Raw genomic sequence first — 23,572 nt, 5'->3', positions numbered from 1 at the left:
TGGAGGGGTCTGGAAGGCCTGGAACTAACCGACCTAACCCAGCTAACCCAGCCCACTTTCCGCAGGTCAGTCCCGAAATCCGGGTGGCCTAACCCAGCGGTGGGATCACTAACCCCGGTTAGGGGTCCCGACCCCACCTCCGGCTCTTGAAAGGAGCCCCTTATGGATCATGTTCTCCCGGTCCTGATCGTCATCGTGGCGATCGTCGCGGTGTGGGTGAGCCTCGCTCGGAACCCGCTCCGTGAGTGCCCGAAGTGCGAGGGGACCGGGAAGATCCGCAGCGCCATCATCCCCGGCCGGTACCGGCCCTGCCCCCGCTGCGGACGCCGGGGCGAGATTCGCGGGCCGCTCGGCCGCAAAGACGACTGACCACCGGAAGGAACCGATCGATGAATCTCCCCAAGACCGTGCTGCGGGGGCGGCGCGCGCCTGTGGCCGGTGACCGGCTGGGGGTGGACGTGCTCGCTGCGTTCGGCCCCGCGCCGTCGCTGCCCCTGCCGGAGCTGTTGACCCGCCTCACGAAGGTGCGGCCCGGGGCGTACGACGACTGGACGCCGGAGGACCTCGCGACCAACCTGCAGGCGCTGCGGGTCCGTGTGGGGCCGGTCGCCACGCACGGCCGCCCGGTCCTGGGTGTGCGTCGGTCTCAGGCGGAACGCGCCATCACCGGGGGTGCCCGATGACGCCGCTGCTCGTCAAGGCCGTCGTGTCCGTGGCGGTCGGGGTGATCGTCCTCAAGCTGGTCGGCCCGGCCACGTTCAAGCTGATCACCCTTGGCCTGTTCGCGGCGGCTGGCCTGTGGGCGTACGCCGCTGACGACATGGGCGTGCTCGTGCTCGCGGTAGTCCTCGGTGGCTTCGCAGTGACCCGGTACATCGCCAACCCCAACTGACCCCGGCGGGCTCCGACCGGTACCCGCCCCACCACCACCACCAGAAGGAGGGACCCCCGATGGGTCTGCTCAGCAGCAAGAAGCCCGAGCCAGCCCCGCAGACGACGAACTGGGCGCTGGTCCGCGACGGTCACGCCGCCGCTGCGGTGAAGGCCGCCGCCCGCGGTGACCAGAAGAAGGCCAAGTTCCACCAGGAGCAGCAGGCCGCCGCTGCGGTGAAGGCGCGCGAGTCCGGCATGTGGTGGATCCACTCCTGACCTCAACCCAACCTTGTGCGTCCCGCCCGCGGCAACGGACGGGACGCCACCCCCTCAACCCAACGAAGGAGCACACCCATCATGGGGCTTTTCAGCAGCAAGATGAGCGACGCCGAGAAGGCGAAGCTGCAGGGCAAGTCCGCGTCGGCGAATGACCTGCGGACCCTCGCGATCGCGGCGAACGGACACGGCGTGACGTCCGTCGAGAAGCGCAAGGCGCGGGCGGTGCTGGAGCAGCAGGTCGGCTCACGCAAGGCGAACAAGCTGCAGGAGGACGCGCTGCGTCAGGCGGGGGCCCGTCCGAAGGGCCTCGGCCGCCTGCTCGGCTGAGCGGTCGTTGCGGTTGCGCGACCGCTCCCGGGTGGTCGCGCTTCCGGAGCAGACCGCTCCACCCCGCCCCCACGAAGGAGATCGAGATGGGCAAGTGTGACGCGAAGTTCACCAGCAGCGACGGCAAGGATTCCGTCGACTGCGACAAGAGCGGCAAGCACGTCGTTCACAGGGACTCGACGACTGGCAAGAGCGCTGTGCGGGTGCCGGGCGGTGCCGTCATCAGCGAGCGTCACGGCGAGGGCTACGTCGCCAAGGGCGGCAAGAAGAAGTAGCTGACGGTTGCGGGTTCCCGCCCGCTCGCCGGGCGGGGACTGCCGGAGCAGTCAGCTCCACCCCTCCACCACGACCAGGGAGAACCCATGAGCAAGGACCTCAACGAAGCGGCGGCCCATGCCGCTGCCCTGATCGCGACCTGCTACGAGCAGATGCCGATCCTGTTCGCGCCGGGCGTTGCGCTGCAGGCCATCTGGGGACTCGTGGCCGACCACGGTTACGACCACGACGACGAGACCATGCTGGAGATCCTCAATCTGGCCATGAATCACGGCGCGCCTGCCGAGGTCATCAAGCCGATGATCGAGGCCTGGGACATTTTCACGCGGGTGTACAGCCGCCTCGAATAGGGCCGACTGTTGCGGGTGCCTGCCACAGCCTGCGGGTTGTGGCGGGTGCCCGGAGCGCTCAGGCTCCACCCCCACCTCCGACACACGAGGAGAAGCACATGAACCGCAAGCAGCTCGTCGCCGAGGCCGCCACCGTCACCGGTCTGCCGCAGAACGCCGTCAACGCCGTGACGACCGCGATCCTCGACGCCATCACGTCCGCCGTCGCGAACGGGGACAAGGTCCAGCTCACCGGGTTCGGTTCGTTCGAGCAGGTCCACAAGCCCGCCCGGGACGGCCGCAACCCGTCCACGGGGGAGCCGATCCGGATCGAGGCGAAGAACGTGCCGGCGTTCAAGCCCGGCATCGAGTTCAAGGCGACGGTGGCCGAGGGCGGTCGCGTGACGGTCGCCGCCTGACCATCCCCCTTGGTGTCCCGCCTCACCTTCCCCGGGGCGGGACACCCCCCCACGAGATCGAAGGAGAACGATCGTGAAGCGCAACCCGAACAGCCCGATCCTGCCCATCCGCATCACGTGGCGGTGCCCGAACTGCAACCGGACGGGCAACGTCTTGACCCACCGCTGCGGCAAGTAGCCCTCACCCCTCGCGTCCCGTCCGCCACGGTGGGCGGGACGCCCCTGCGTGAGAGGACCATCCAGTGATCACTGACGCTCACCGCAAGCAGGCCGCGACCGAGGCAGCAACGTCCATGCCCGACGCCACGCCCGGCATGTGGCCCAGAAGCCTGAACGACCCGATCGCCGTTGCCGCTGCCAAGGTCCTCACCGACGCCGGGTTCGCCCCAGCCATGATCTACGGCGATGCAGTCCACCGGTGCACCGACGCCAACGGCTGGTACATCCCTAACCGCCCCGGCAGGACTGGCCCCGTGACTATTCGGCACGTCGTCAACGGCAGCTTCAAGACCCCAAGCGGCGACTACTGGTACGAGCAACTCAAGCAGTACCGGCAGGCATTCCGCGCCGCAGGCTGGCAGGTCGAGCCGTGGGAAGTCGAGACGGTCCATGCCGAGCCACCCACCGAGAAGCCGACCGCGTGACCCACCGCGTCCCGTCCGCTCTGACAGGCGGGACACCATCTCCAACCCAAGAAAACCGAAGGAGCCCGTGATGGGACTGTTCAGCAAGAAGAACCCGCAGGCCGACGCGTGGGCGCAGCGAGCCCGAGAGGCCGCAGCGCAGGCGCGTGAATCGGGGCGGAAGGCGGACGAGTGCCGCCGCCGTCTGGCCTCCGGTACGAGTGAGGACCGGCACGCCGACCGGTACATGCTGAGGCAGCACGAGGCGGACCGCCGGGTGCATGAGGCCAACGCGCGGGACTGGTGGACGATGGCCCGCTGACCCCGTCCTTGCGTCCCGCCCACCGTGGCGGACGGGACGCTTCGTTTGGAGACCTGTTGGTGAAGTCACTTCACGAGCCCGTGATGGGTGACCGGCTGGGCTACGAGAATGCCGATTCCCACGACCAAGAAGGAGCACTGTGACCCACACTCTCGAGCGCGCGACCGCCGGGGATCTCGAGCTGCCTTCGCCGCTGCCGGACGAGATCCAGCGGCTCACGCTCGAGTGGGTGTGGTCATTCGGTTCCCCCGCGACCCGGCGGGCGTATCGGGTGCACCTCGCCCAGTGGCTGGACTTCGCGGCTGGCGCGGGGATTGATCCGCTGACCGCGACTCGAGGGGATGGCAACCTGTGGGCGCGGCGGCTCGAGATGCCGCCGCGCAACAGCAAGCCCGCGACCGTGGCCGCGAAGCTCGCTGCCGTCTCCAACTGGTACGCCTACCTGGCCAGTAAGGGCGCGATCCCGACCTCGAGCTTTGCCGCGACCGACCGCCCTCGCCGCGGCGGTACCTACCTCGAGACAGCCTGCCTGAACGCGGATGAGGCTCGAGCAATGGTCGCTTGGGCGGACGCCGACTATGGACGGGCAGCCCTGCGGACATCCGCTGTAATCCGGCTCGCGTTGACCGTCGGCCCTCGAGTGTCGGATGTGCCCGATCTCGATGTGTCCTCGCTCGAGACGGAGCGAGGGTTCCGCGTTGTGCGGCTCACAGCGCAGAACCGGCGAGGGCGGGCACGCAGGCTACCTGCCGCCACAGCCGCCGCGGTTGACCGCTATCTCGAGGATCGGGCCCGGGATGCCGGCGTGCCGGTTGCAGAGCTCGAGGGTCCGCTGTTCGCCACGGCGACCGGGCGCCGGGTGGATCGGCGCTATCTCTTCGGCCTGGTTCAGCGGATCGCCCGGGAGGCCGGTCTCGAGCAGCCTGAGCGCGTGACGCCGCAGTCGCTACGGCAGACCACTGCGGCTCTGGCCGAGGAGAATGTCGCGCCGATCGCCCAACTGCGGGACGCGATCGGGTCGGGGACGCCGGCGACGTCTGACCGCTACATGCGCCGTACGGAAACGATCGAATCTGAGACGGCACAGTCGCGAGGGCGAACCCCCAGGAGCGACCTGTAACGAAACCCGTGAACGAAAACTACGTAACACCAGCAACGTTTCCGATACACAATCACCGGGTGGACACATGGCACTGATCGGGTACGGCCGCGTCTCTCGACGGGATCAACACCCGGAGGCCCAACGGGACGCACTCGCCGCCATCGGATGCGAGCAGATCTTCATCGACAAGATGTCGGGCAAGCTCGAGCGCCGGCCCGAGTTGGACACCGCGCTTCTCGTGCTTCGCCCCGGCGACACGTTCGTCATCACGAAGCTGGACCGGTTGGCCCGATCCGCGAAGCAACTCCACGAAATCGTGCTCGAGGTCCTCAAGGCCCGAGACGTTCACTTCCGGGTAATCGACCAGGGCATCGACACCTCCACCCCAGCGGGCCGGCTGTTCTTCCGGATCATCGCCGCCTACGCCGAGTTCGAGCACGACATGATCGTGGAACGCACACTCGACGGGCTCGAGGCCGCTCGAGCTCGAGGACGCGTCGGCGGCCGACGAACCAAGATGACCCCGACCCGTACCGCCCAGGCCCGGATGATGTACGAAGCTCGAGGCGACGACGGGAAGCGGCTGCACACCGTGCGGGAGATCGCCGACACCTTCGGCGTGAGCCGGCCCGCCATCTACCGAGCGCTTCAGCGCACCTGACGGAGCCCTCATGTCAGTACACGAATCCCTCGCCCGCGACGCCCTCAAGCGCATCATCCGCGACGTCGCCGCGACCGCCACCCTGGCGGAGGTGCAGGACTGGATCTCGAGTCCAGACGATCCCCGCGACCTCGAGCGGTGGTACATCGACGCGATCGGCCAAGTCCACATGTCCCCGCCGCGGCAGTGGCCGATGGAGCAGGTCGCCGCCCTCGCTCGAGTGCATGCGGGTTTGGTGGCCGGCGTCTTTGCCATGATTCGCGTCGGCGGGCCCAGCCTCGATGGCGGGCCTGGCCGTGATGCGGACCGCGAGCGCAACGCATCACGGCTGTCTGAGCTGTACGGGCCGTTCCGCGCGGCTGTCGACCTCGAGCAGAACCAGGCCGACGACGACGGCACGCTCTCCTGGCATGAGCCGATACGTGTGGAGCGGGCCTCTGGCGTCTCGCTCCTCGCCCCGTGCTCTCGGGCTGGGATGAAGCCGGTCATGCTCCCGGTGACCCTTGACCCATGGTCGGTCCCGCTCGAGATCGGTTCGAGTCCGCCGTCCCGGACCTTGCTTCATCTCGTCGAGGATGGCGCCGTGGCGCGCTGGCCGTACGACGCCGACTGGCTCACCCTGTTCGTGAACCTCGAGCCGTACTGGACGAAGGACCTACTCGAGTCGCCGGCCTTCTGACCCCAGACACGACGAGAGCGTCCCACCCCCGTCAGGGAGTGGGGCGTTCTGCTGTGACCGGGTGGCGTGCCCCCACCGTGGGGAGCCACCATGGCGGGTATGACGTTGAGCGCCGACTACCGCATGTACGACCTGCTCGTCCGCGTGGCCCGCGCGCAACGCCGGCGCCGCGATTGGGGGCATGAGGAAAGCGCCGCCTCACCGCCTCGCGCGACGGGAGACGACGCTTCCGGTGGGACCGAGCAGGACCCTCGGTGGGGAGCATAGGCGGCGGCACCGACAGAAACGACAAAGGAGCGCCCGCCCCTCCCCGCTCGGGGGAAGGACGGGCGCTCGTCACGTTGAGGTGGCTCCTGGCGGGACTCGAACCCGCATTCCCGCGCCACCGGGGAAAGACGCAGGGTCCTACCGTTGGATGACAGGAGCCCCGTCTCACACCCGGCCCGGCGCCGGGTCCGCCGCCGGTGTGACGTTCATCCGCAGGACCAGCGACAGCACCACACCCAGTGCGGTGACGAACGCGCCGATCTGGTCGGACGACAGCTCCAGCCCGAACGCGGCGACGGCCGTCAGGACCGTGCCGACGGCGCCGGTCAGGGCGGACACGACGAACGGCCGCGTCAGCACCGCCACGACAGCGGCCAGGACGCCGGTCGCGATCGTGGTGATGGCGCCGGTCTGCTCCTGCGACAGGTTGAGGCCGAACGCCACGAGCAGGGCGACGAGGCTGTTCACCGCGTACACCCAGACCGCCGGTTCGCGATTGAAGATCTTCATATGGTGCCCCTCCTTGGGGGACGGTCCCGCCCCGGTGGCGGGAGGCTCAGGGGTCAGGCCGCGTCGACCGGGGTGAAGTCGAGGTAGTACGACTGGCCGGGCTCGAAGCTGACGTTCGGGTTGGTGACGGTGATCGACAGGTTGCCCATGGGCGTGTACTTCGCGTACCGCTGGTCTTCGGGGATGGTCGTGTCGTACTCGGCGCTGAAGCGGTAGTTGCGCTGCCCGTCGGGGTCGTTGGCGTGGAAGGTCTCGACGGAGACGCAGCGGAACTTCGCGCGGGTGGTGGGCATGGGTTTCTCCTTGAGGGACACCCGCTCCGGTGGCGGGAAGACCAGGGGTCAGCGGACGTAGTAGCCGTTGTCGAAGTCGTACGTGAACGAGGTGACGTTCGCCCCGCTCGCGTTGTCGACGTAGACGGTGTCGCCGCCGTTGTTCAGGAAGTGGCCGTTGTAGCCCCGCTTGAAGTCCATGTAGTAGACCTGCGTCGCGTTCTGGGCGGTCTTGTCGACGCCGTTCGACGGGGTGACGATGACCAGCGCCCCCGGCGCGACCTTGGTACCCGCGGGGAAGGTGTAGGCGTTGCCCCACTGGCCTTCGGCGTTCTTGTACGTGTCGTGGACGGTCCACCCAGAGATGTCCAGCGGGTCGCCCGTGGTGGCGGGGTTCTCCAGGTAGATGGCTTCCTGCCACCTGTTGGCGAGGGTGTCGGCGCCCATCGCGTTGTAGTTGACGCGGGTGATTTCCAGCTCGTTGGCGGCGTTCGCCACCCCGGCGAAGCCGAGCACGCCGGCCAGCAGGGCGGCGGCGATCAGAGCGAGTCGTTTCACGTTGGTTCCTCGGTCAGGGGGACATGAGAAAGGGCACCCGAAGGCGCCCCTGGCCGGATCGGCTCCGGTCACTGGTAGCGGTGCAGGATGCCCTTGAACAGGCTCGACTGGTCCAGCGTGACCTCGTTCACCGAGTCGTGCCGGACCGTGACCCGGCCCCGGGTCGTTGCGGACAGCTTGACGTGCCCGTTCAGGTCGACCTCGGCCCGGCCGTCAGCGTCCGCATGCACCACCGAGAGCTGCCCGTTCGGCCAGGCGATGTCCACCACCGTGCCGTCCGCGAGGTGCCGGGTCAGCCCCACACGGACCGCCTCCCCCGGCACCAGCCCCGTCAGAGTGACGTGCGCGGTCAGGTCCGCCCACACATCCACGGTGGGCGCGATCGACTGCCCGCCGGCGGGATGCCACCCGGCGGTGTCCTTCCACTCGGCGGTCCACCACGGCTGGTAGTCCACCCCCGCGGGCACGACGATGTGGTCTTCGAGGCCCAGGGACACGATCTCGGGCATGGTCTCCTCCGGTTCGCTCTTCGCGGGTGTCGGGGCGGGCTTGGCGGCCTTAGGGGTTTCGCCGCACACCAGGGCCATGAAGTGCCCCCACGGGAAGGCGTCCCCGGGGTCGGTGTGGTCGGACTGGTGGAACGCCTTGCTCACGTCCACGTGGCCGCAGATGCCGCGCTTGCCGGCCTTGACGTCCGCCACCGTGAGGCGGCGCAGGGGCACGTCCCAGCGTTGGGCGATGCGCCGTACGAGGTCCGCGGCGAGGCGCAGCATCGCCTCATGGTCGTCGTCTCCCCACCGGGAGGCGGCACCCTTCTGCGGGTCGCACAGCTCCACACCGATCGTCCCGGTGTTCGGGGGGGCGTGATACGCGACTGTGGTCTCAGCCAGGCAGCGGACGACCTCGCCGGGGTCCACCACGTAGTGGGCGGAACCCCCGGCACCGGGGGTCTGGAAGTAATGGGCCACGTTGACGGCGCCGCCCCGCTGGCAGGGGGACACGGTGCCGTGGATGACGATGCGGGTCACGCTGTTCTGTGTGCCGCCGTGCTTCGCGGCTCGGATGTCCTTCAACGGTCCCCCTACATTGGTCTGTCGTCGGCTCGTAGGTCGGCGAGCCTGGCCGTTAACTGCTCGCACCGCTCCTGCAACCTCGCGAGACGGGCCAGAGTGTTCGTCAGGTCCTGCTCCAGTTCGGCGATCTTCCGGTCGCGTTCCTGCAGCTTCTCGTCACGCTCCGACAGCGACCGCTCCAACCGGCTGATCGTGGACTCCGCCCGGTCCAACGCCACCTGCAGCGCCTGCACGGCCTTCTCGGCGCCGCCAATGAAGACGCTCTCCAACTCGACCGGGGCACGCTCCTCCTCAAGCCGGGACCTGCGCCAGTCCACACGCGCCCGCACGACAGTCGTCACCGCGGACCCCACCCCGCCCGCGAGCAACGCCACAACCGCCGGCGTCAGCCACTCACTCGCCACCCGACCCCCCCACGTATTTACGGATCGTCGCCTCCAGCCGGGAGACAGCTCGGGCGCGGGCCACACACGCCGCGGCGATCACCATCAGGACACCCCCCGGGTACATGGCTCTCGGCCCAGCGTGGACGACCGCGACCACCCCGTACACGGCGCACGCCGCGGCGAGGGGCCACAGCCCGGCCCGTTCCAGGCGCAGCCCGACCAGCAGCAGGGCCGGGCGCCAATACCGGGTGATGATCCCGGAGACGATGAGCGCCCCCGCGCCTGCCTGGACGAGCCCCCACGCCTTGACCACGAGCACGGGCAGGGTGGCGTTGATGCTGGCCGGGGCCGCCCCCGCGGCGACCAGCGCCACACCCCCGAGCAGGGCGATGACGCCGAACAGCAGCTCGAACGGGTGGTCGGCGAGCGGCAGGAAACGGCGCATCGGGGCCTCTTCAGTTGTGTTGTGGGCGGCACGCTCCGCGGAGCGGCGGTCAGATGACCTTGCGCAGGCGGATCGCGGACAACGCCTTGATCGTGATGGTCTGCCCCGAAGTGTTCGTACGGACGTTCACCGAGAAGTTGCCCGAATTCGCCCCGACTTGGAGAAACCCGCGGATCTGAACCACGGACCCGCTGGACTGGACCCAGGCCGACATGGCGATCGCACCGGTCTGCCTCGCAGCCTTGTTGACTGGGCCCTCATCGCTCGCGGAGTGATTCGTCACCAAGTAGACGTTCGCGTTGGACGGGATGACGAAGTCGAAGTCCAGGAACGACCCGCTGTTGGCGCAGGTGGCGCCCAAGAAGCACTCCAGCACGTACTGGCTGTTCGCCGCGACCGGCACAGACAGGTCGGAGATTCCGGAGTCTGAAGTGCTGGAGAAGGACTGGTCGGAGCTTTTGACAGCGACGAGGTCCTGACCGGCCCCGATGTCGTCGACCCACTGCCCGCCCTGGTAAATCTTCAGGCGCTGGGTGTCGGTCTCGTAGATGTGCCAGCCCTCGGCCGGCTGCGGGGGCCGGGTGGTCGAGGTGCAGCGGATGATGACCTGGCTCATCAGCAGCGCGTCCAGGTCGGACGTGGTGAACAACTCGCCGTTGGCGAAGGTCTTGTATCCCACGTCAGCCGGCCTTGCGGATGCGTAACCAGGAGTTGGCCAGGAGTCTCAGGTTGAAGTTGCTGGCGCCGCCCCAGCCACCGGACCAGGTGAGGATCAAGGTCCCGGCGGTCGTCGTTTTGATCATCGCCTCGGGCTCGCAGACGGCCCCGGTCGCGTCCGCCCAGGCGCAGAAGTTATGGCCGCAGTTGATGTAGTTGTTCGGGTCGGAGTCCGAGATGCCGATATCCCGCTTGCCGACCGAGTATTTCCACGCCTCCGGGAACGCATATGTGCCCAGCCGGACCCTCGTGTCCGCGGAGGTTCCCGAGGGGTCGCCCATCGGCGCGTTCCAGCAGGTGCGGGTTTTCCACGCCGCGTCGGGGAAGGTCCATCCCAGCGAGGTCCATTGGGTGTTGTTCGCGGGAGTTTCCCCGGACTGCTGAAACATGAGGAAGCCCTCAAGCCAGTAGGTGCTGTTGGCTTCAAGGTCGAAGCGCAGGTGCGCGTCGTAGACAGGGGTGAACCAGCCAGAGATTGCGGTGGTCTCGGGCTTGACCTTGAGCCGCTCGTAGATGCCCTCCGGCCGCCACGACCCGCCCGTGTACACCATGCGCCGGCCGGTGTCGGTTTCGTAGATGTGCCAGCCCTCGCTAGGGCTGGGCGGGCGGCTCGTGGACGTGCATCGGATGACGCACTGGTCCATGAGGTAGGTCTGCACATCAGAAGCGGTGAGTGTGGCGCTCCCGAACGTCTTGAACGGCACCTGTCACCTCATCCCTGGATTGCCTGGAGGCGCAGCGTGGACAGCTCATGCACGGTCGCCGTCGTCCCGCTACCGCATCGCCACTGCAACTGGAGGTTGCCGGTCGTACTGCCGGTCTTGAGGATCCCCCGCGCCCGCGTCGTGTAGACCGCGTTCGTCGTGCCGTGCCCGCCGCCGACGCTCACACGGATGTTGATCTCGGTGCCCGCGTCGCACACCCGCTTGTTGACGTTGTTGCCGCTTGTGCTGGTCACGCCCGGGTCGTTCAGGGCCGGGTGGTTGCTCGCCCACAACATGGTCGACCCGGACGGGACCGACCACCTGGCGACCAAGTTGTGCCCGGAGAGTGTGCCGCTGCCCATCAGCAGCAGGTCCATCCAGTACGTCCTGTTCGCCGCGACCGGCAGGACCAAATGCGCGTCGTTGTGCATCGACGTCGACGAGTACGACTCGTCAGACGTCTTGACCGCGTACAGCTCCTGCTCGCCCTCCCGCACCCACGACCCCGACTTGTAGACCAGGAAACGCCTGGTGTCGGTCTCATAAATGTGCCAGCCCTCGGCCGGGCTACCCGGCCGGGTGGTGGACGTACACCGGATGATGACCTGCTGCATCAGGTAGGTGTTCACGTCGGCTGAGGTGAGTACCTCAAGACCCCAGTCCTTGAACGGCACCAGCGCACCCCCTCAGTACGACACGATGTCGCTGTTCAAGACCCCGCTGCCGAGCACGAAGAAGTTCGAGATGTAGCGGGTCGCGCTCTGAAGGCTCCACGTGGTGACCCAGGTCGCCTGCCCGATCTCGTGGTAGATGCCGCGGATGAAGCAGTCCCGCACGATGGGGGACCCGCCGCCGGGCGGGCGCCGCCAGATCTGGATCCGGTCGCCGATACCCCGCGCCAGCGCCGGCTGAACGAGGGTGTCCGGGTCCGCATGAACGTGGATCTTGATCTCGTCGAACCGCGTTTCCGGATCCTTCGAGATGTACAGCACCCACTGCGCCCAGTTGCCGACATCAACGTCTGACTCCAACATCAGGTCGGACCGCTGATACGTGCGCGTCGTGTTCTTGGTCTGGCTCGCCGAGTCGCCTGCCGTTCTCTCTTCGCCGCCAGCCCGCTGCGCGATGACCTCGTTCCACAAGGTCGCGTCGTCGGTGTTCAACCGCACCTCGAACGGGGCCGGTGCGGTCGTCGATTGGCCCAAGGTCACGATGACGTTGGTGGATCGGAAATCCTGCAGGATGCCGTGCCTGTTCCGGAACACGACCTGGCCTGACCCGCTCATATACAGCTCGCCGATCTCGCTCTCGGCGACGCGCTGCAACTCCGACAGCGCATCGCCGGACAGATCGGTCGCCTGCACCGTCGAGTTGCCTGTCGCGATGCTCCGGTCACCGGACGGCCAGCCAGCCGAGTCGAGGATGCGGTTGATCCTCGCGCCGGTGGTCTCGCCCGCCCCGACTGGCGGGTCTACGGCGACCCGGCGTTTGTTCGCGAGGACCTTGAATCCATCCGTTGCGGTGACCGTCACCACGCTATGGACCGTGGCGATCCAGCTCACATCCCACAGATCGACGAACCCGCGGAACAGGCTGTAGGTGTCGCCGCCATACTGGGCGCGGATCCGGAGCGGGCGCATCGCCGTCACCTGGGACACGCCGCCGGACACGTACGGCCCGGCCGTGTTCGTCGGGTCGAAACGGCGGTCGCCGTTCTTTAAGCGGATCGTCGCGGTCCCCGGCTCGTACCGGATGACTGGCGACTCCACCCGGCTGCTACCGCGCCGTACGGTCGCGGGCGCCTGCAGCCACTGCGACACGTCCGTCCAAACGCCCGATGTGAACTGGACCTCCGCGATGATCGTCGGCAAGGGCATCAGACCATCACCCCGTTCCACCTCATCGAGGGAGCACACCGCCACGGCGGGCGTACTCGCGCAGGCCTGCGGCGAACTCGGCGCCCTTCGTGTACATGTCGCGGTCGTCGGCGAAGGCGAGCGTGATCTGGCCGATGCTGATGCCGCCGCCCGTGGTCGCGCCGTCGCCGCCGGCCACAGGCATCCCGCCAGCGGGTGCCGCCTTGACGAACGCCCCGCCGAACATGTCGGCGACCTTGGACAGGATCTCCTCGCTACGCGCCCGCTTACTCGGCGCGAGCGGAATGTAAGCCTCACCCTGCGTCTCGGGCTCGGCCCAGATGCGTGTTCCGGGCCCGGCGATCTGCGCGATGTGCTGTTCGGCGCCCCCGGCGAATGACAGGACGCCGCCGTTCGCCATAAGGATGTTGCCGTTGGCGTTCTGCAGCACGCCCACGGACACGTTGGCGCTGGACAGGCCGATGTCGTGCAGCAGCTGGTTGAGCACGCCGTACGCCGGGGCGGCGTCCGCCGTGATGCGGATCTTGTGCTCGGGGCCGACCTCCTGCGTGATTCGCAGACCGATCCGCCGGGCCGCCTCGTACACGCTGGTGGCACCGTTGTTCATGCCCTCGCGGACCTTGTCGGCCACCTCCTCGCCGCGCTGGCGGGCGATCTCCCGCAGCACCGGGCCCGCCTCCGCGAGGTTCTTCGCGAAGGTGTCGCCCGCCTCCTTGCCGGACCGCCCGTGCAAGTCGATGAACTTGCGCAGCTCCGCGTCCGACATCTGCGTCGCCAGCTCGACAATCTGGGCGCCGCCCGGCCCGAGCTCGGCGAGCTCCTTCAGCATCTCGTCCGGCACCCGCCCCGCCAGCGAGATGAGGTTGGACGCCCAGTCCTCCTGCGCCTTGACCTGCTTTTCCAGCTCGGCGAGGTACTCCTGCGTGGTCACCTTGACGGTGCCGCCCATGGACGACCAGGACCCGGCGACGTCGGAGTTGGCTTTCATCACGTCGCGGGCCGCGTCCTGCCTGGCCTTCGTCAGCGCGGCCTCGGCGTCTTGGATGTCCCGGGCGACGTCCTTCTTGGTCTTCCGCAGGGCCTCCTCGGCGTCGGCGACGTCACGGGCAGCGTCCCGGGCGGTCTTCGCCGCGTCCGTCTCCGCCTTCGCGAGGTCCTCCTTCGCCTTCTGCACGTCCTTCGCACCGGCGATCCGCGCCTGGTCAACCTCCGCCTCAGCCCTGGCCAGCTCCCGCTCGGCGTCCTGCTGCTGGCGGGCGGCATCCTTGCGGGCGTCGGCCAGGCCCTGCTCGGCCGCTGCGACCTGGCGGGCGGCATCCTTGCGGGCGTCGGCCAGGCCCTGCTCCGCCTGCGCGACCTGCTTGGCAGCGTCCTCCCGGGCCTTGGCCAGGGCAAGCTCGGCGTCCTGCTCCTCCTGCTGCGCCTGGGCGATGCGCTCCTTGGCCTGGATGACCTCGTCGCTGCCCTCGATGCCGGCGCGCTGGGCGTCGGCGAGTTCCTCCCGCAGGTCGGCGTTGCGCTGGCGGACGTCGTCGAGCCGCTGCAGCGCCTGCCGGTACGCCAAATCGGCTTCCCGGCGGTCCAGGTCTGTTGCCTTCGGGTCGGCGTTGACCTCCTGCATACGCAGGCGGGCCCGCTCGATGGCCAGCTGCGCCGACTCCTCGTCCAGTTCGATGCCGGCTGTTTGCCGCTGCAGGTCTTCCAGCCGCTCCGCGGCCTGCTCCCGCGCCCGGGTCAGGTCTTCGACGGCATCCGCGGTCCGGGCGTGGGAGTCCTGCAGCCGCCGCTCGGCGTCGACCACGCGGTCGGCGGCGTCCTCCTGGGCGTCCGCGACCCGCTGCTCGGCGTCCGCCACGCGGTCGGCGGCGTCCTCCTGGGCGTCGGCTACCCGCTGCTCAGCCTGTGCGATCTTCCGGCCGGCATCCTCGGCTGCCTGGGCTGCCCGCTCGCGGGCCTCCTCGACCCGCGCCACGGCGTCGGCCTCTCGCTGCGCCGCCTGCTCGACCGCCTCAGACACCGCTTCCTGGGCGTCGGCAACCCGCTCTTGGGCGGTCGCCACCTGCTCAGCGGCCCGCTCGTGCGCGTCGGACAGCTGCCTTTTGGCCTGCGCGACGCGTTCGGTGGCCCGCTCGGAGGCGTCGGCGACGTCACGCTCCGCCCGCTGGATCTTCTCCGCGGCCTGCCGTTGCACCTCCGCCAGCCGCTCGGATGCCTGCGCCTGCCGGTTGGTGCCGCCCGTGCTCGCCCGGGTGCGCTGCTCGATGGTCTGGAGCGCGCCGCCGAGGTTCCCGAACGCGCTGTAAGCGCTCGACCAGGCGTCCAGCATCTTCTGGGCCGCCGCGACACTGTCGTCACCGGCCAGGCCGTACGCCGCGGCCAGGGACGCCAGGGACGACGACGTCTGGTCGGCGACCACCGCGGCGGCCTGCGTCGCCTGCGCTGACGTGGTCGCGGCCTTCTCGGTCTTGCCGAGCCCGTCCACCAGCGCATACAGGGCGGTCGACCCGGGCAGGACAGCGTTCGCCAGAACGTGGAACACGGCGGCGTTGTCGTCGATGGAGCCCTTGAGCCGGGTCAAGAAGCCGAGGACCTTGCCGCCCCACTCGACCAGCGTCGCCAGGGCGTTGACCATCTCCGTGATCGCCTCGGGGTTCTCCTCGACCGCGGAGGTCACTTCGGTGATCGCGGCAGCCAGATGGCCCATGATCTCCGGCATGGCCGGGCCAAGATCAGCCAGCACGGCGGCGAAAGCCCGCGCGATGCCGTCGAGCGCGGGCTCCAGCTCACCCAGGGACTCCCCGGCGTCCCGCACGAAGCTCTGCACGGTGGGCGCGAGCTGCTCAAGATTGCGCCGGACGATCGGGCCGAACCTGCCGAGCTGCCGCTCAGCCTCGTCGGCGATCGTGACCCAGACCTTCTCGAACGGCTGACCCGTCCGGGCCGCCTCGGTCTCGGCCGCCTGCCGCAGGCGCTCCAGCGCGGCCTGCGCGGTCTCCGACCCCCGCGAGGCGGCCAAGCCGACCGCGGCCAGCGCGCCACCCAGCACGGTCACGATCGCCCCGGCGGCGGCCGACCCCGCGATCGGCAGCAGGCTGATCGCCCCGGCGACGGCTGCCATGCGGGCCGGGCCGACCGACGCGACCGACGACAGGGCCTTTTCCAGAAGACCGACCTGGGTGACCGCCGCTGCGGCGCCGTCCACGTCCACGTCAATATCGACGTCCTGCCGGTCGAGCTTCTCAACCTCACGCTCGACGGAGTTCAGCGCAGCCAACGCCCGCGTGACGTCGGCCCGCACGGCGATGTCCCCGGTCTGCTGCAGACCCTCCAACTCGGAGCGGATGGCCCGCATCTCCCCCAGTGCCGACGCACTGTCGATGTCGATCCCGATCCGCTTGTTCGCCAGCTCACGCAGGCTCGACCGCAGGGCGTTGACCTTGATCTCGGCATCGGATGAGTCGGCGGTGATCTCGGCCTGCGGCAGACTGCGGAACGCCGCCCCCAGCTGCCGGGAGAAGGCCTTAGAGAACGCGCCGGCGATCTGCTCCCCATCGCGGGGCGCGGACCGCTTCAGGCCGTCCATGCCCCGCTGGAACTCCTCATCGGACATTCCCAGGGACAGGTTGGCCCGCAGGTCACGCACCATGGTTGCCGCCACGTCACACCTCCCGTCTGCGTCTCAGCACGATGTAGATCCCGCGCCCCAGCTCTTTGCGGTCCTCGGGGCTCAGGGAAGCGTCGTACGCCTGCATCTGCTCACAGCCGCGGCAGCGATCGATGTCCGGGACGTAGGCGTTGCGGGATCCGCCGCGGCGTTCGTCCCACTCCTCCGGCCGGGTGCCGCAGTGCTTGCAGGTCGACCGCTTCCGCAGGTGCAGAGCGAGCGCCTTGTCCCGGTCGTCCTTGGACCACTTGAGGAACTCGCTGTGGGGGATGCCGTAGCGCTCGCAGACCTCCAACTCCGTCAGGAGCTGCGGGTCGACCTCGAACCTTTTGGGAGGGCCGCGTTCACCAACCGCGTGTTCACAGCCTCCGCCAGCAAGAACAGGTCCTCACGCTCGGCGTGCGTCAAGTTCTCCCGCAGGATCGGCTCCCACTCCTCCGGCGTCAGCTCCGTGGCGCACGCCAGGAAACACTCCCGCGGGAAGGTCGTACTGTCGTACTCCTTGTCGTCGGTGCCCGGCCGCGGCGGGTGCAGCGCCTTGAGCGCCTCGTACTCGTCCGGCGGCATCGCGACCAGCTTGATGTGGACGTAGCAGGCGTCGAGGGCCTGCTCAGCCTGCGCGACCGCCTGCCGCGTCTCCGCCACAGCAGCCTGCGCCGCCTCGTCGTCCCCGGCACCCTCAGCGGTGGCAGCCTTGGCCAGGAGCCGCAGGGCCTGGCGGTGGGCGTCTTCCGCCGCCGCCAGGTCCCGCTTCGCTCCAAAGGCATCCCCGACCGGCAGCTCGTAGTCGAGGCTCGGCCGCTCCCGGGCCCGGAGCTGCTCACGCAGACTGCTCACGACGGGATGGACACGTTCTCAGCCGGCTCGGACGTGATGGCGTACTGGATCGTGATCCGGGCGGGCTCCGCACCCGCCGACCGCGACTTACCGTGCGAGCTGACGGTGACGGGGAAGACATCGCACTTCCGGCCGGCCACGTCGCCGCCGTCGAGCCACACGATGTAGCCCGTGGTGTCACGCGGCATCACCGTCCGGGCGTCCACGCCGGCGGTGTCCATGTAGTAGGTGATCGACGAGTCGTTCGCCGAGATCCGGCCCGGGATCTTGCTGATGAACCGCGACCCCATGTCCGGCACGTCGATCATCTCACTGGACACCTGCCAGCCGTTGACGTCGGCGATTGCCCTGCTGACGTCCGTGCCCGCGTTCAGCTCCGATCGGGTCGGAGCCGCCTTATTGGAAATGGTCGGCACCCAGTAGACCTTCGTCGTCTCCGGGTTGAAATACCGGGTCTCAGCAGCGATCGGCGTGGCCGCCATAACTCACTCACCGTCCTTAGCGGTTCCGCGCCGACGCTGCGGCGACTGGTCCTCCGATGAAGAAGCCCCGGACTGCGCCGGGGCTCCCTTGCTCTGCTTGCCGTCGTCGGGGTAGGCCGCCGCGGCGACCCTCTCCGCCTCGTCCTCCGCCAGCCCGCCGCCGACAAGGATCTGCCGGACCCGCTCCCTCGGGGTCGGCGGGTTCGCCAGCTCCCAGCCCGACGCCCGGTGCTGCGGCACCGCCGACTCGGGCACGTCGGCTTCCAACCCGTCCGGGTGGACGATTCTCACGAGCTTCACAGTGGTTACCTCCGGATGCAGGCGACCTGCAGGGACGTGGTCTTGGAGTAGGTGATGGACGCCAGCCCGGTCGCCGGGTCGCGGTAGCGGGAGGAGACGGGGATCGCCTCGATGGCGCTCGCGGCCACGGTCACCGCCCGGTCGGAGACCGTCAGGTCACCGTCGATCACCTCAGGCGTCGCCAGCGTGACCGTCGTCGCGGTCGAGTCGTCGTTGCGGACGAGCAGCGTCACCCCGTCGCCGGTGGTGCACTTGTCGCCTCCGCCGGCCGCGTTCGTGAAGTTGATGGCCAGCCCCGTGAGCGGGACGACCTGGGTGGTCAACGTCGCCATGAATGTGTCCTTTCGGAATCAGCGGAACCCGTGCTTGCGGGCGACCTGCTCGACCACCCGCCCGGTCTCCCGGACCAGGTCGTCATCAGCCGACGCAACCGCCGGGAACAGGAACGGCCGCGCCGTCTGCGACACCCATTTCTCGCGGTTGCCGAACACCGGGTGCCGGAAGGTGCCCTGCCGGCCGAGGTGTTCGAATGGGCGGGCGTGCGGGGCCTTCTTCGCCGACACCGTGATCGCGACGCCTGCGGTCTTCCGGGAGAACGACGTGGAGATCCCGATCGCCCCGGGGATCCGCGACGACCAGGCCGCGTTGACCTTCGCCTGCGCGAGGATCGGCTCGGCGACCTTCCGCAGCGCGGGCCTGATCTCCTTGCGGATCTCAGCCGGGATCGGCCCGAACACGTCGAGCACGCGCAGGATCTCTTCACCAGCCGACGGCATGACTCACCTCGTGTACGCGTCGATGTGAATGCCGAACTGCACGGTCGAGACCGCGCCTCTGGTGGTCTGCTCCTGCGCGAACGCCTGCGTGGAGACCATCGCCCGCATCACCAGCGCCCCGAGGGCTTGGTCCTGGGCGAGGGCGGCCACCACACCGTCCACGAGCTCGTAGGCGCGGTCACGCACGGCCTTGGCGTTGCTGGCCTCGCCCTTCCATGAGGAGGCCAGGCAGGTGATGGTGTACGACTCCCGGCGGGGGTCTACCGCCATCTGCTCCAGTGTGATCGTGGCCGTGACCGCGGCCTCTCCGGGTTCGCCCGTGAACGCGATGCAGATCACGTCGTCGCGGGTTTGTTTGACCGGCTGCCCGTCCCACACCTCAACGTCGGGCAGGGCGGCCCGTACGGCGGACAGGATCGCGTCCAGGACAGCCGGGACCGTGGACACGCTCACCCGACCAGCACCTCATCCTGCGGCCTCTTGTCCAACCCGAGGAGCTGGCGGACGTTGTACGGCAGAGCGAAGGTGACGCCGGGCACGACCACCTCATCCACCCCGACCGGGGGCCTGCCGCCGCCGGTGTTGAGCTGACTGGTGCGCCACAGGTGCGCGGTCAGTTCCAGCGCCGCCAGACGGTAGTTGGCCGGGACGGGGTTGCGTCCGGCCCTGTAGGTGACGCGGACCGCCCGATACGGCCGGGTGAGGGTGAGGACGCCCTCGGCCGAGGTGAGGGCCCAGCCGTCCACCTGAGCGGCAGGGTCGGCCTCTGGGATGGTGGTCAGGCCCGGCAGTTCTTCGACGCTCGTCACGGCGATGACGGGGCGGGCCGGCAGGACGACCGTTCGACCGCATCCGGTGACGTCGTGGACCACGGTCAGCGGGGCGACCTGCCCCACCCGATCCGTGATCATCTGGCAGGCCGCCGCCACGAAGCCCCGGAGCTTCTCCTCATCGCCCGTCGAGGTCAGCTTCAGGTGATCCTGCGCGTCGGCCAGGCTGATGAAGTCCCCACCATCAATCGGTGTGACATCAAACGCATCGACGTACGCCGACGCGTTGGTTCCGGTCGCGACCCAGCGGGCCACGTGCCGTCCCGCCTGTACCGTGGCGTAGTCGTAGTCGTACACCCCGGCCGTCGTCGACGCGATTGGGCCGTACGTTTCGGACGTGCCGTCCGGCAGGGTGATCGTCAGGTGGACGGCGGTCGCGTCCTCCGCCTGGCCCGCCGGGTTCGTGACGGTGACGGACAGCGGTACGACGTCACCGAGGTCCCACGCCATCAGCGGCCTCCCATCCGTGCTCCGGCCCTTTCGCGGCGCACCGCCTGAGCGCCCGTTCGCGCTGCCGCCGTCATGGCTCCCCGGGTGACGGTGGGCGTCCCGCCGGCCAGCACCGACCCTCGGCCGGGGCGGCACCAGATCGAGGCGGCCGTCCCCTGCAGCACGACCGTGACGGGGCCGGCCAGCGCTCCGGCGCCGCCGCGCACCCGGATCACGCCGGCGGCACCGGCCGGGACCGCGGACTGAACGGCCAAGACCCGCGCGGACCCGGCCGACAGCCGCACGACTCCTGCCACCCCGGCAGGGGTCTGGCGCTGGACGGCGAGCACTGCCCCCGCCCCCGGCCGTACAGTCAGCGCCCCGGGCGCGCCGGTGACCGGCTGCTCCTGGACGGCCAGCACGGTCGCCTGCGCGGCGCGCAGCAGCACCCCACCGGCGCGCCCGCCGACCGTGACCGACGTGCCGCCCACGGCGGTGGACACCGCGCCGGCAGATGCGCGGATGACGACTCGCCCCCCGCCAGCCGCGGGGAACGCCTGCTGAACCGTCGCAACGCCCCCGGGGGCCCCGTGCAGCCGTACCGACCCCGGCCCGCCGGAGACCGCCGCGACCTGTTCGCCGAGGACCGCACCGGCCGACGCACGCAGCCGAACCGCGCCTGCCAACCCGGCAGGCAGAGTCCGCCGGACCGACAGCACGGCACCCGCCGAGGCCCGCACCCGCACACTGCCGGGCACGCCGGCGACGGGCGCCTCCTGCACAGCGAGCACAGCCCCGGTCGACGGCGCGAGCCGTACCGCACCGGCCCGGGCAGGCAGCGACGAGTTCTGGACCGCCTGGACCGCAGCGCTCGGGGCACGCACCCGGACCGCCCCCGGACCGCCGGCGATCGGGGCGGCCCGGACCGCCGTCACAGCACCAGCGGATGCGCGCACCTGGACGGCGCCGGCCGAACCGGACGGCGTGGCGTTCTGCGGCGTGCTCAGCGTCCAGGTGGTGGTCTGGCTGACCCTGGTTACCCCGCCGGCGTCCTTGCCCGCGAAAGCGAGGCTGATCTGGGAGCCGGTGTCGGTGATGGTGAACAGGCCGTAGTGGTTGACCAGCACGCCGTCCGTCGCCGGGTAGGTGCCTGCCGTGTAGACGCCGTTCCCCTTGAACGAGGTGTTGTCCATCGCCGCGGCGACATGCACCGGCACGCCGCTGTTCGCTCCGGCCGCGGGGACGTTGGTGCCGTCGTCGGCCGCCAGGGAGTGGAGGTCGCCGCAGATGTAGGCGACGTTCGTTCCGGCCGCGGCGATGGCGTCGAAGATCTCCTGGCGCTCCGTCGAGTACGCCGACCAGGTGTCATCTCCCACGAAGGTCAGGCCGTTGCTGATCGCGTCCTCGTGGCACCAGATGATCAGCGGATACGTCGGGTCGGTCAGCTGGTCGAGCAGCCACGCCTTCTGCGTGCTGCCCAACTTCGTCTTGGACGCGTCGTCGGTCTGGGCGATCGGCGACATGAAGGACCGGCCGTCGGTGCAGACGAACCGCACCCGCCCCCACGTCCACGAGAAGTAGGTCCCTGTGACCGCCGGCATGTCGCCGTAGGCCGGCACCCTGGACCTGTAGACCGCGTTCGCGGCCGGGACGCTCGCCGCCGTGCCGTCGCCGTTCGCCCCGACGCTGTCGTGATCGGACCAGATGTACGGCACCGGTAACGCCCCGAAGAACGCCAGCTGCCGTGGCGACGACATCACCTGGTCGTACGCCCGCTGATAGGCGATCTGGTCGTTGCTGGTCAGGTCCCGGTAATGCAGGTCACCGAGGTGAACGAAGAAGCTCGGGTTCTCTGCGCGGATCGCGTCGAACGTGGTCGCGTTGCTGTTGTTCGACGCGCAGCTCGCGGCGCAGAACGTGAACGACTTCGGCGTCCCCGGCGTCGGCGCGGTGCTGAAGCTCCCGCCGTACTCCGTGTCGACGACCCCGTCGACCTCGATCCCGTAGTAGTACGCCGTGTCCGCCGACAGCCCGGTCACGGTCATCCGCACGGTGCCGTCGGCGTCCGGCACCTGGGCGGACGAGAACACCGGCGAAGCGGACAGGTCTGAGCTGGTGGAGACCTTCAGCCGGACGGAGCTCGCGCCCAGGACCCGGGCTGCCACACTGGCCGAGGTGGACGTGACCGCGCCGAGCCAGCGGGACATCACCCAGCCGACCGCCCCGAACGGCGGCGGTGCCCCGTCGGTGAACGCCGCCTGCACCCAGTAGGAGATGTTCGTCGCGCCGTTGGCGACGCCCACGAGGTACAGGGACGGGTCGGCCTGCCGCAGGTTCTGGCCCGTGAAGACCGCCGTCGTCTCCGTCGGTGTGGCGCTCGCCGGGTTGTTGTACAGCTTGAGCTGCAGCACCCCGTTGGACGCGTCGGGGGTGAACAGCAAGTCGGCGCGGATCCACTGGTTCAACGCGATGGCGTTGGTGGTGTCCACGACCGTCGTCCCCGCCGAGTTGACCGCGCGGACGCGGCCGGTTGCGGTGACCCTCAGCTCGCAGATCCGCTGCGCGGTGGTGTTGCCGACGAACAGCACGGTGGTCGTGGCGGCGGGGTTCGCGGTGAAGTACATCCAGGCCGTCGCGACCTGGGCGGCCCCGGCGCTGGGCCGGAACATGTTGTCCCAGCGGCCCCACACGTTGGCGGCCGAGGCGCCGGTTGTTACGTGCAGGGCGGCCGTGCCGTGGTATCCGGCGTGCGCGGTGTCCCACGTCAGGGTCGCCCCGGACCCGATGGTGGTCGAGTCGAACGGTATCCCCGCTTTGCGGCCGGAGTTGGCCGTGGTGACGGTGGCCCCGTTGGTTGCTCCGTCGCCGAGGGCTGCGACCCGGGCCACTCGGTTATCCCGTGAAGGTGGTCAACAGGCCCTCGCCGTTGTCCAACTGGGCGGTGAACGGGCCGCCGTTCGAGGCGGTTTGTGTGCCGCCGAGGTCCCAGTACAGGATCACCGGGCTGGTGCTCGGAGTGCCGGTGTCCTTGTAGAACAGGATGTGCGAGCCGGCCAACGTGCCCGGGTTGCTGGTGGTCCACGACGGGTCCGCCGCGTCGATGACCAGCACGCCGCGGCCGACGCAGGCCCACGTCACTCCGCCGTCCGTGACCGTCTGCCCGATCACCGTGGGGAAGGTGGGGACTGATCCACCGGAGGTGCCTGCGGTCGTGGCCTGGTAGACGTAGCCGTTCGCCGACGCCGGGCGGACCACGTCCCCGGCCGCGTAGGCCGTGCTGTTGGCCCGCTGCACGCTCCAGGAGTTCGCCGCGGTGTAGGTGACGGTCTTCGACGCGAGCGTCGCACCGCCCGAGGTGTAACCCGACCCGGAGGTCTCGACGCCGACGCCGGCGGTGACGACGTCGGACAGGAACTGCGCCGTGTCCTGCGTGCTGCCGACGGTGTAGCTGCTGAGCAGCATCGCCTTGATGGTGTCGCTGCTGAAGTTGATGCGGCCTTCCCACAGCGACTGCTGCAGCTTGCCGTACACGGCCACGGTCACGGCCATAGAGCA

The 23,572-nt window shown here is 69.3% G+C and carries 34 protein-coding genes and 1 tRNA gene; 13 read left to right on the top strand and 22 right to left on the bottom strand.

The window, feature by feature from the left end; all coding sequences use genetic code 11:
- Positions 1–162: 162 nt before the first annotated feature.
- The 13 genes from HCK04_RS09735 to HCK04_RS09675 all read left to right on the top strand — a co-directional run bounded on the left by HCK04_RS09735 (position 163) and on the right by HCK04_RS09675 (position 5,890).
- Positions 163–369 (top strand): hypothetical protein, encoded by a 207-nt coding sequence (locus HCK04_RS09735; RefSeq protein WP_142646851.1) that lies wholly within the window; start codon positions 163–165, stop codon positions 367–369.
- Positions 370–389: 20 nt separating this feature from the next.
- Positions 390–683 carry a hypothetical protein gene (locus HCK04_RS09730; RefSeq protein WP_142646850.1) on the top strand — a complete coding sequence of 98 codons (294 nt, stop codon included), beginning with the start codon at positions 390–392 and terminating at the stop codon, positions 681–683.
- A complete protein-coding gene (locus HCK04_RS09725) occupies positions 680–892 on the top strand; it encodes a hypothetical protein (protein ID WP_142646849.1) in 213 nt (70 codons plus the stop codon). The genes HCK04_RS09730 and HCK04_RS09725 overlap by 4 nt, the downstream gene beginning before the upstream one ends.
- 59 nt (positions 893–951) lie before the next feature.
- Entirely contained in the window at positions 952–1,149 is a 198-nt protein-coding gene (locus HCK04_RS09720) for a hypothetical protein (protein WP_142646848.1), read from the top strand.
- Between the two features lie 81 nt (positions 1,150–1,230).
- Positions 1,231–1,479, top strand: coding sequence for a hypothetical protein (locus tag HCK04_RS09715; RefSeq protein ID WP_142646847.1), 249 nt, complete (start codon positions 1,231–1,233; stop codon positions 1,477–1,479).
- Between the two features lie 86 nt (positions 1,480–1,565).
- Positions 1,566–1,754, top strand: coding sequence for a hypothetical protein (locus tag HCK04_RS09710; RefSeq protein ID WP_142646846.1), 189 nt, complete (start codon positions 1,566–1,568; stop codon positions 1,752–1,754).
- A gap of 87 nt (positions 1,755–1,841) precedes the next feature.
- A complete protein-coding gene (locus HCK04_RS09705) occupies positions 1,842–2,105 on the top strand; it encodes a hypothetical protein (protein WP_142646845.1) in 264 nt (87 codons plus the stop codon).
- 38 nt (positions 2,106–2,143) lie between these two features.
- Entirely contained in the window at positions 2,144–2,503 is a 360-nt protein-coding gene (locus HCK04_RS09700) for an HU family DNA-binding protein (protein ID WP_260617177.1), read from the top strand.
- A 242-nt stretch (positions 2,504–2,745) separates the two neighbouring features.
- Positions 2,746–3,147 (top strand): hypothetical protein, encoded by a 402-nt coding sequence (locus tag HCK04_RS09695; protein ID WP_142646843.1) that lies wholly within the window; start codon positions 2,746–2,748, stop codon positions 3,145–3,147.
- A 70-nt stretch (positions 3,148–3,217) separates the two neighbouring features.
- On the top strand, positions 3,218–3,448 hold the full coding sequence (locus tag HCK04_RS09690) for a hypothetical protein (RefSeq protein WP_142646842.1): 231 nt from the start codon (positions 3,218–3,220) through the stop codon (positions 3,446–3,448).
- A gap of 139 nt (positions 3,449–3,587) precedes the next feature.
- Positions 3,588–4,568 (top strand): tyrosine-type recombinase/integrase, encoded by a 981-nt coding sequence (locus HCK04_RS09685; RefSeq protein ID WP_142646841.1) that lies wholly within the window; start codon positions 3,588–3,590, stop codon positions 4,566–4,568.
- A 67-nt stretch (positions 4,569–4,635) separates the two neighbouring features.
- Positions 4,636–5,211: a recombinase family protein gene (locus HCK04_RS09680; protein ID WP_142646840.1), complete on the top strand. Its 576-nt coding sequence runs from the start codon at positions 4,636–4,638 to the stop codon at positions 5,209–5,211.
- Positions 5,212–5,221: 10 nt separating this feature from the next.
- Positions 5,222–5,890 (top strand): hypothetical protein, encoded by a 669-nt coding sequence (locus tag HCK04_RS09675; protein ID WP_142646839.1) that lies wholly within the window; start codon positions 5,222–5,224, stop codon positions 5,888–5,890.
- Positions 5,891–6,238: 348 nt separating this feature from the next.
- Here the strand turns inward: HCK04_RS09675 and HCK04_RS09670 are convergent.
- From HCK04_RS09670 to HCK04_RS09565, 22 genes are all read right to left on the bottom strand, one after another.
- Positions 6,239–6,316: transfer RNA gene (locus tag HCK04_RS09670), tRNA-OTHER, on the bottom strand.
- Positions 6,317–6,322: 6 nt separating this feature from the next.
- The gene (locus HCK04_RS09665) at positions 6,323–6,667 is read right to left on the bottom strand and encodes a hypothetical protein (protein WP_142646838.1); all 345 of its coding nucleotides are present in this window, start codon (positions 6,665–6,667) and stop codon (positions 6,323–6,325) included.
- Between the two features lie 53 nt (positions 6,668–6,720).
- Positions 6,721–6,960, bottom strand: a complete 240-nt coding sequence (locus tag HCK04_RS09660) for a hypothetical protein (protein WP_142646837.1) — start codon at positions 6,958–6,960, stop codon at positions 6,721–6,723.
- 48 nt (positions 6,961–7,008) lie between these two features.
- Positions 7,009–7,497, bottom strand: a complete 489-nt coding sequence (locus HCK04_RS09655; RefSeq protein WP_142646836.1) for a lamin tail domain-containing protein — start codon at positions 7,495–7,497, stop codon at positions 7,009–7,011.
- Between the two features lie 68 nt (positions 7,498–7,565).
- Entirely contained in the window at positions 7,566–8,525 is a 960-nt protein-coding gene (locus tag HCK04_RS09650) for a peptidoglycan recognition family protein (protein WP_168065780.1), read from the bottom strand.
- A gap of 53 nt (positions 8,526–8,578) precedes the next feature.
- Positions 8,579–8,911, bottom strand: a complete 333-nt coding sequence (locus tag HCK04_RS09645; protein ID WP_142646834.1) for a hypothetical protein — start codon at positions 8,909–8,911, stop codon at positions 8,579–8,581.
- Positions 8,912–8,963: 52 nt separating this feature from the next.
- Positions 8,964–9,401 (bottom strand): hypothetical protein, encoded by a 438-nt coding sequence (locus HCK04_RS09640; protein ID WP_142646833.1) that lies wholly within the window; start codon positions 9,399–9,401, stop codon positions 8,964–8,966.
- A 49-nt stretch (positions 9,402–9,450) separates the two neighbouring features.
- Entirely contained in the window at positions 9,451–10,080 is a 630-nt protein-coding gene (locus HCK04_RS09635) for a hypothetical protein (protein WP_142646832.1), read from the bottom strand.
- A gap of 1 nt (position 10,081) precedes the next feature.
- Entirely contained in the window at positions 10,082–10,822 is a 741-nt protein-coding gene (locus HCK04_RS09630; RefSeq protein ID WP_142646831.1) for a hypothetical protein, read from the bottom strand.
- 8 nt (positions 10,823–10,830) lie between these two features.
- Positions 10,831–11,496 (bottom strand): hypothetical protein, encoded by a 666-nt coding sequence (locus HCK04_RS09625; protein WP_142646830.1) that lies wholly within the window; start codon positions 11,494–11,496, stop codon positions 10,831–10,833.
- 12 nt (positions 11,497–11,508) lie between these two features.
- The gene (locus HCK04_RS09620; RefSeq protein ID WP_168065778.1) at positions 11,509–12,699 is read right to left on the bottom strand and encodes a hypothetical protein; all 1,191 of its coding nucleotides are present in this window, start codon (positions 12,697–12,699) and stop codon (positions 11,509–11,511) included.
- A 22-nt stretch (positions 12,700–12,721) separates the two neighbouring features.
- Positions 12,722–16,357 (bottom strand): hypothetical protein, encoded by a 3,636-nt coding sequence (locus HCK04_RS09615; RefSeq protein ID WP_142646828.1) that lies wholly within the window; start codon positions 16,355–16,357, stop codon positions 12,722–12,724.
- 1 nt (position 16,358) lies between these two features.
- Positions 16,359–16,658: a hypothetical protein gene (locus tag HCK04_RS09610; RefSeq protein ID WP_142646827.1), complete on the bottom strand. Its 300-nt coding sequence runs from the start codon at positions 16,656–16,658 to the stop codon at positions 16,359–16,361.
- A gap of 5 nt (positions 16,659–16,663) precedes the next feature.
- On the bottom strand, positions 16,664–17,200 hold the full coding sequence (locus HCK04_RS09605) for a hypothetical protein (RefSeq protein WP_142646826.1): 537 nt from the start codon (positions 17,198–17,200) through the stop codon (positions 16,664–16,666).
- Positions 17,197–17,682: a hypothetical protein gene (locus tag HCK04_RS09600; protein ID WP_142646825.1), complete on the bottom strand. Its 486-nt coding sequence runs from the start codon at positions 17,680–17,682 to the stop codon at positions 17,197–17,199. Before HCK04_RS09600 ends, HCK04_RS09605 begins: the two co-directional genes overlap by 4 nt.
- 3 nt (positions 17,683–17,685) lie before the next feature.
- Positions 17,686–17,982: a hypothetical protein gene (locus tag HCK04_RS09595; RefSeq protein WP_142646824.1), complete on the bottom strand. Its 297-nt coding sequence runs from the start codon at positions 17,980–17,982 to the stop codon at positions 17,686–17,688.
- Positions 17,983–17,987: 5 nt separating this feature from the next.
- Positions 17,988–18,314 carry a hypothetical protein gene (locus HCK04_RS09590; protein WP_142646823.1) on the bottom strand — a complete coding sequence of 109 codons (327 nt, stop codon included), beginning with the start codon at positions 18,312–18,314 and terminating at the stop codon, positions 17,988–17,990.
- Positions 18,315–18,332: 18 nt separating this feature from the next.
- Entirely contained in the window at positions 18,333–18,758 is a 426-nt protein-coding gene (locus HCK04_RS09585; protein WP_142646822.1) for an HK97 gp10 family phage protein, read from the bottom strand.
- Between the two features lie 3 nt (positions 18,759–18,761).
- Positions 18,762–19,211, bottom strand: a complete 450-nt coding sequence (locus HCK04_RS09580; protein ID WP_142646821.1) for a hypothetical protein — start codon at positions 19,209–19,211, stop codon at positions 18,762–18,764.
- Positions 19,208–20,038 (bottom strand): hypothetical protein, encoded by an 831-nt coding sequence (locus tag HCK04_RS09575; RefSeq protein WP_142646820.1) that lies wholly within the window; start codon positions 20,036–20,038, stop codon positions 19,208–19,210. Before HCK04_RS09575 ends, HCK04_RS09580 begins: the two co-directional genes overlap by 4 nt.
- Positions 20,038–22,905, bottom strand: coding sequence for an alkaline phosphatase D family protein (locus HCK04_RS09570; protein ID WP_142646819.1), 2,868 nt, complete (start codon positions 22,903–22,905; stop codon positions 20,038–20,040). The genes HCK04_RS09575 and HCK04_RS09570 overlap by 1 nt, the downstream gene beginning before the upstream one ends.
- Positions 22,906–22,909: 4 nt before the next feature.
- Positions 22,910–23,566 carry a hypothetical protein gene (locus HCK04_RS09565; RefSeq protein ID WP_142646818.1) on the bottom strand — a complete coding sequence of 219 codons (657 nt, stop codon included), beginning with the start codon at positions 23,564–23,566 and terminating at the stop codon, positions 22,910–22,912.
- Positions 23,567–23,572 lie beyond the last annotated feature (6 nt).

It is taken from the genome of Microbispora sp. CL1-1, assembly GCF_012034195.1.
Classification (GTDB): Bacteria; Actinomycetota; Actinomycetes; order Streptosporangiales; family Streptosporangiaceae; genus Microbispora.
The sequence above is the reverse complement of the archived record's forward strand: the minus strand, read 5'-3'. Positions and strand labels throughout refer to the sequence as shown.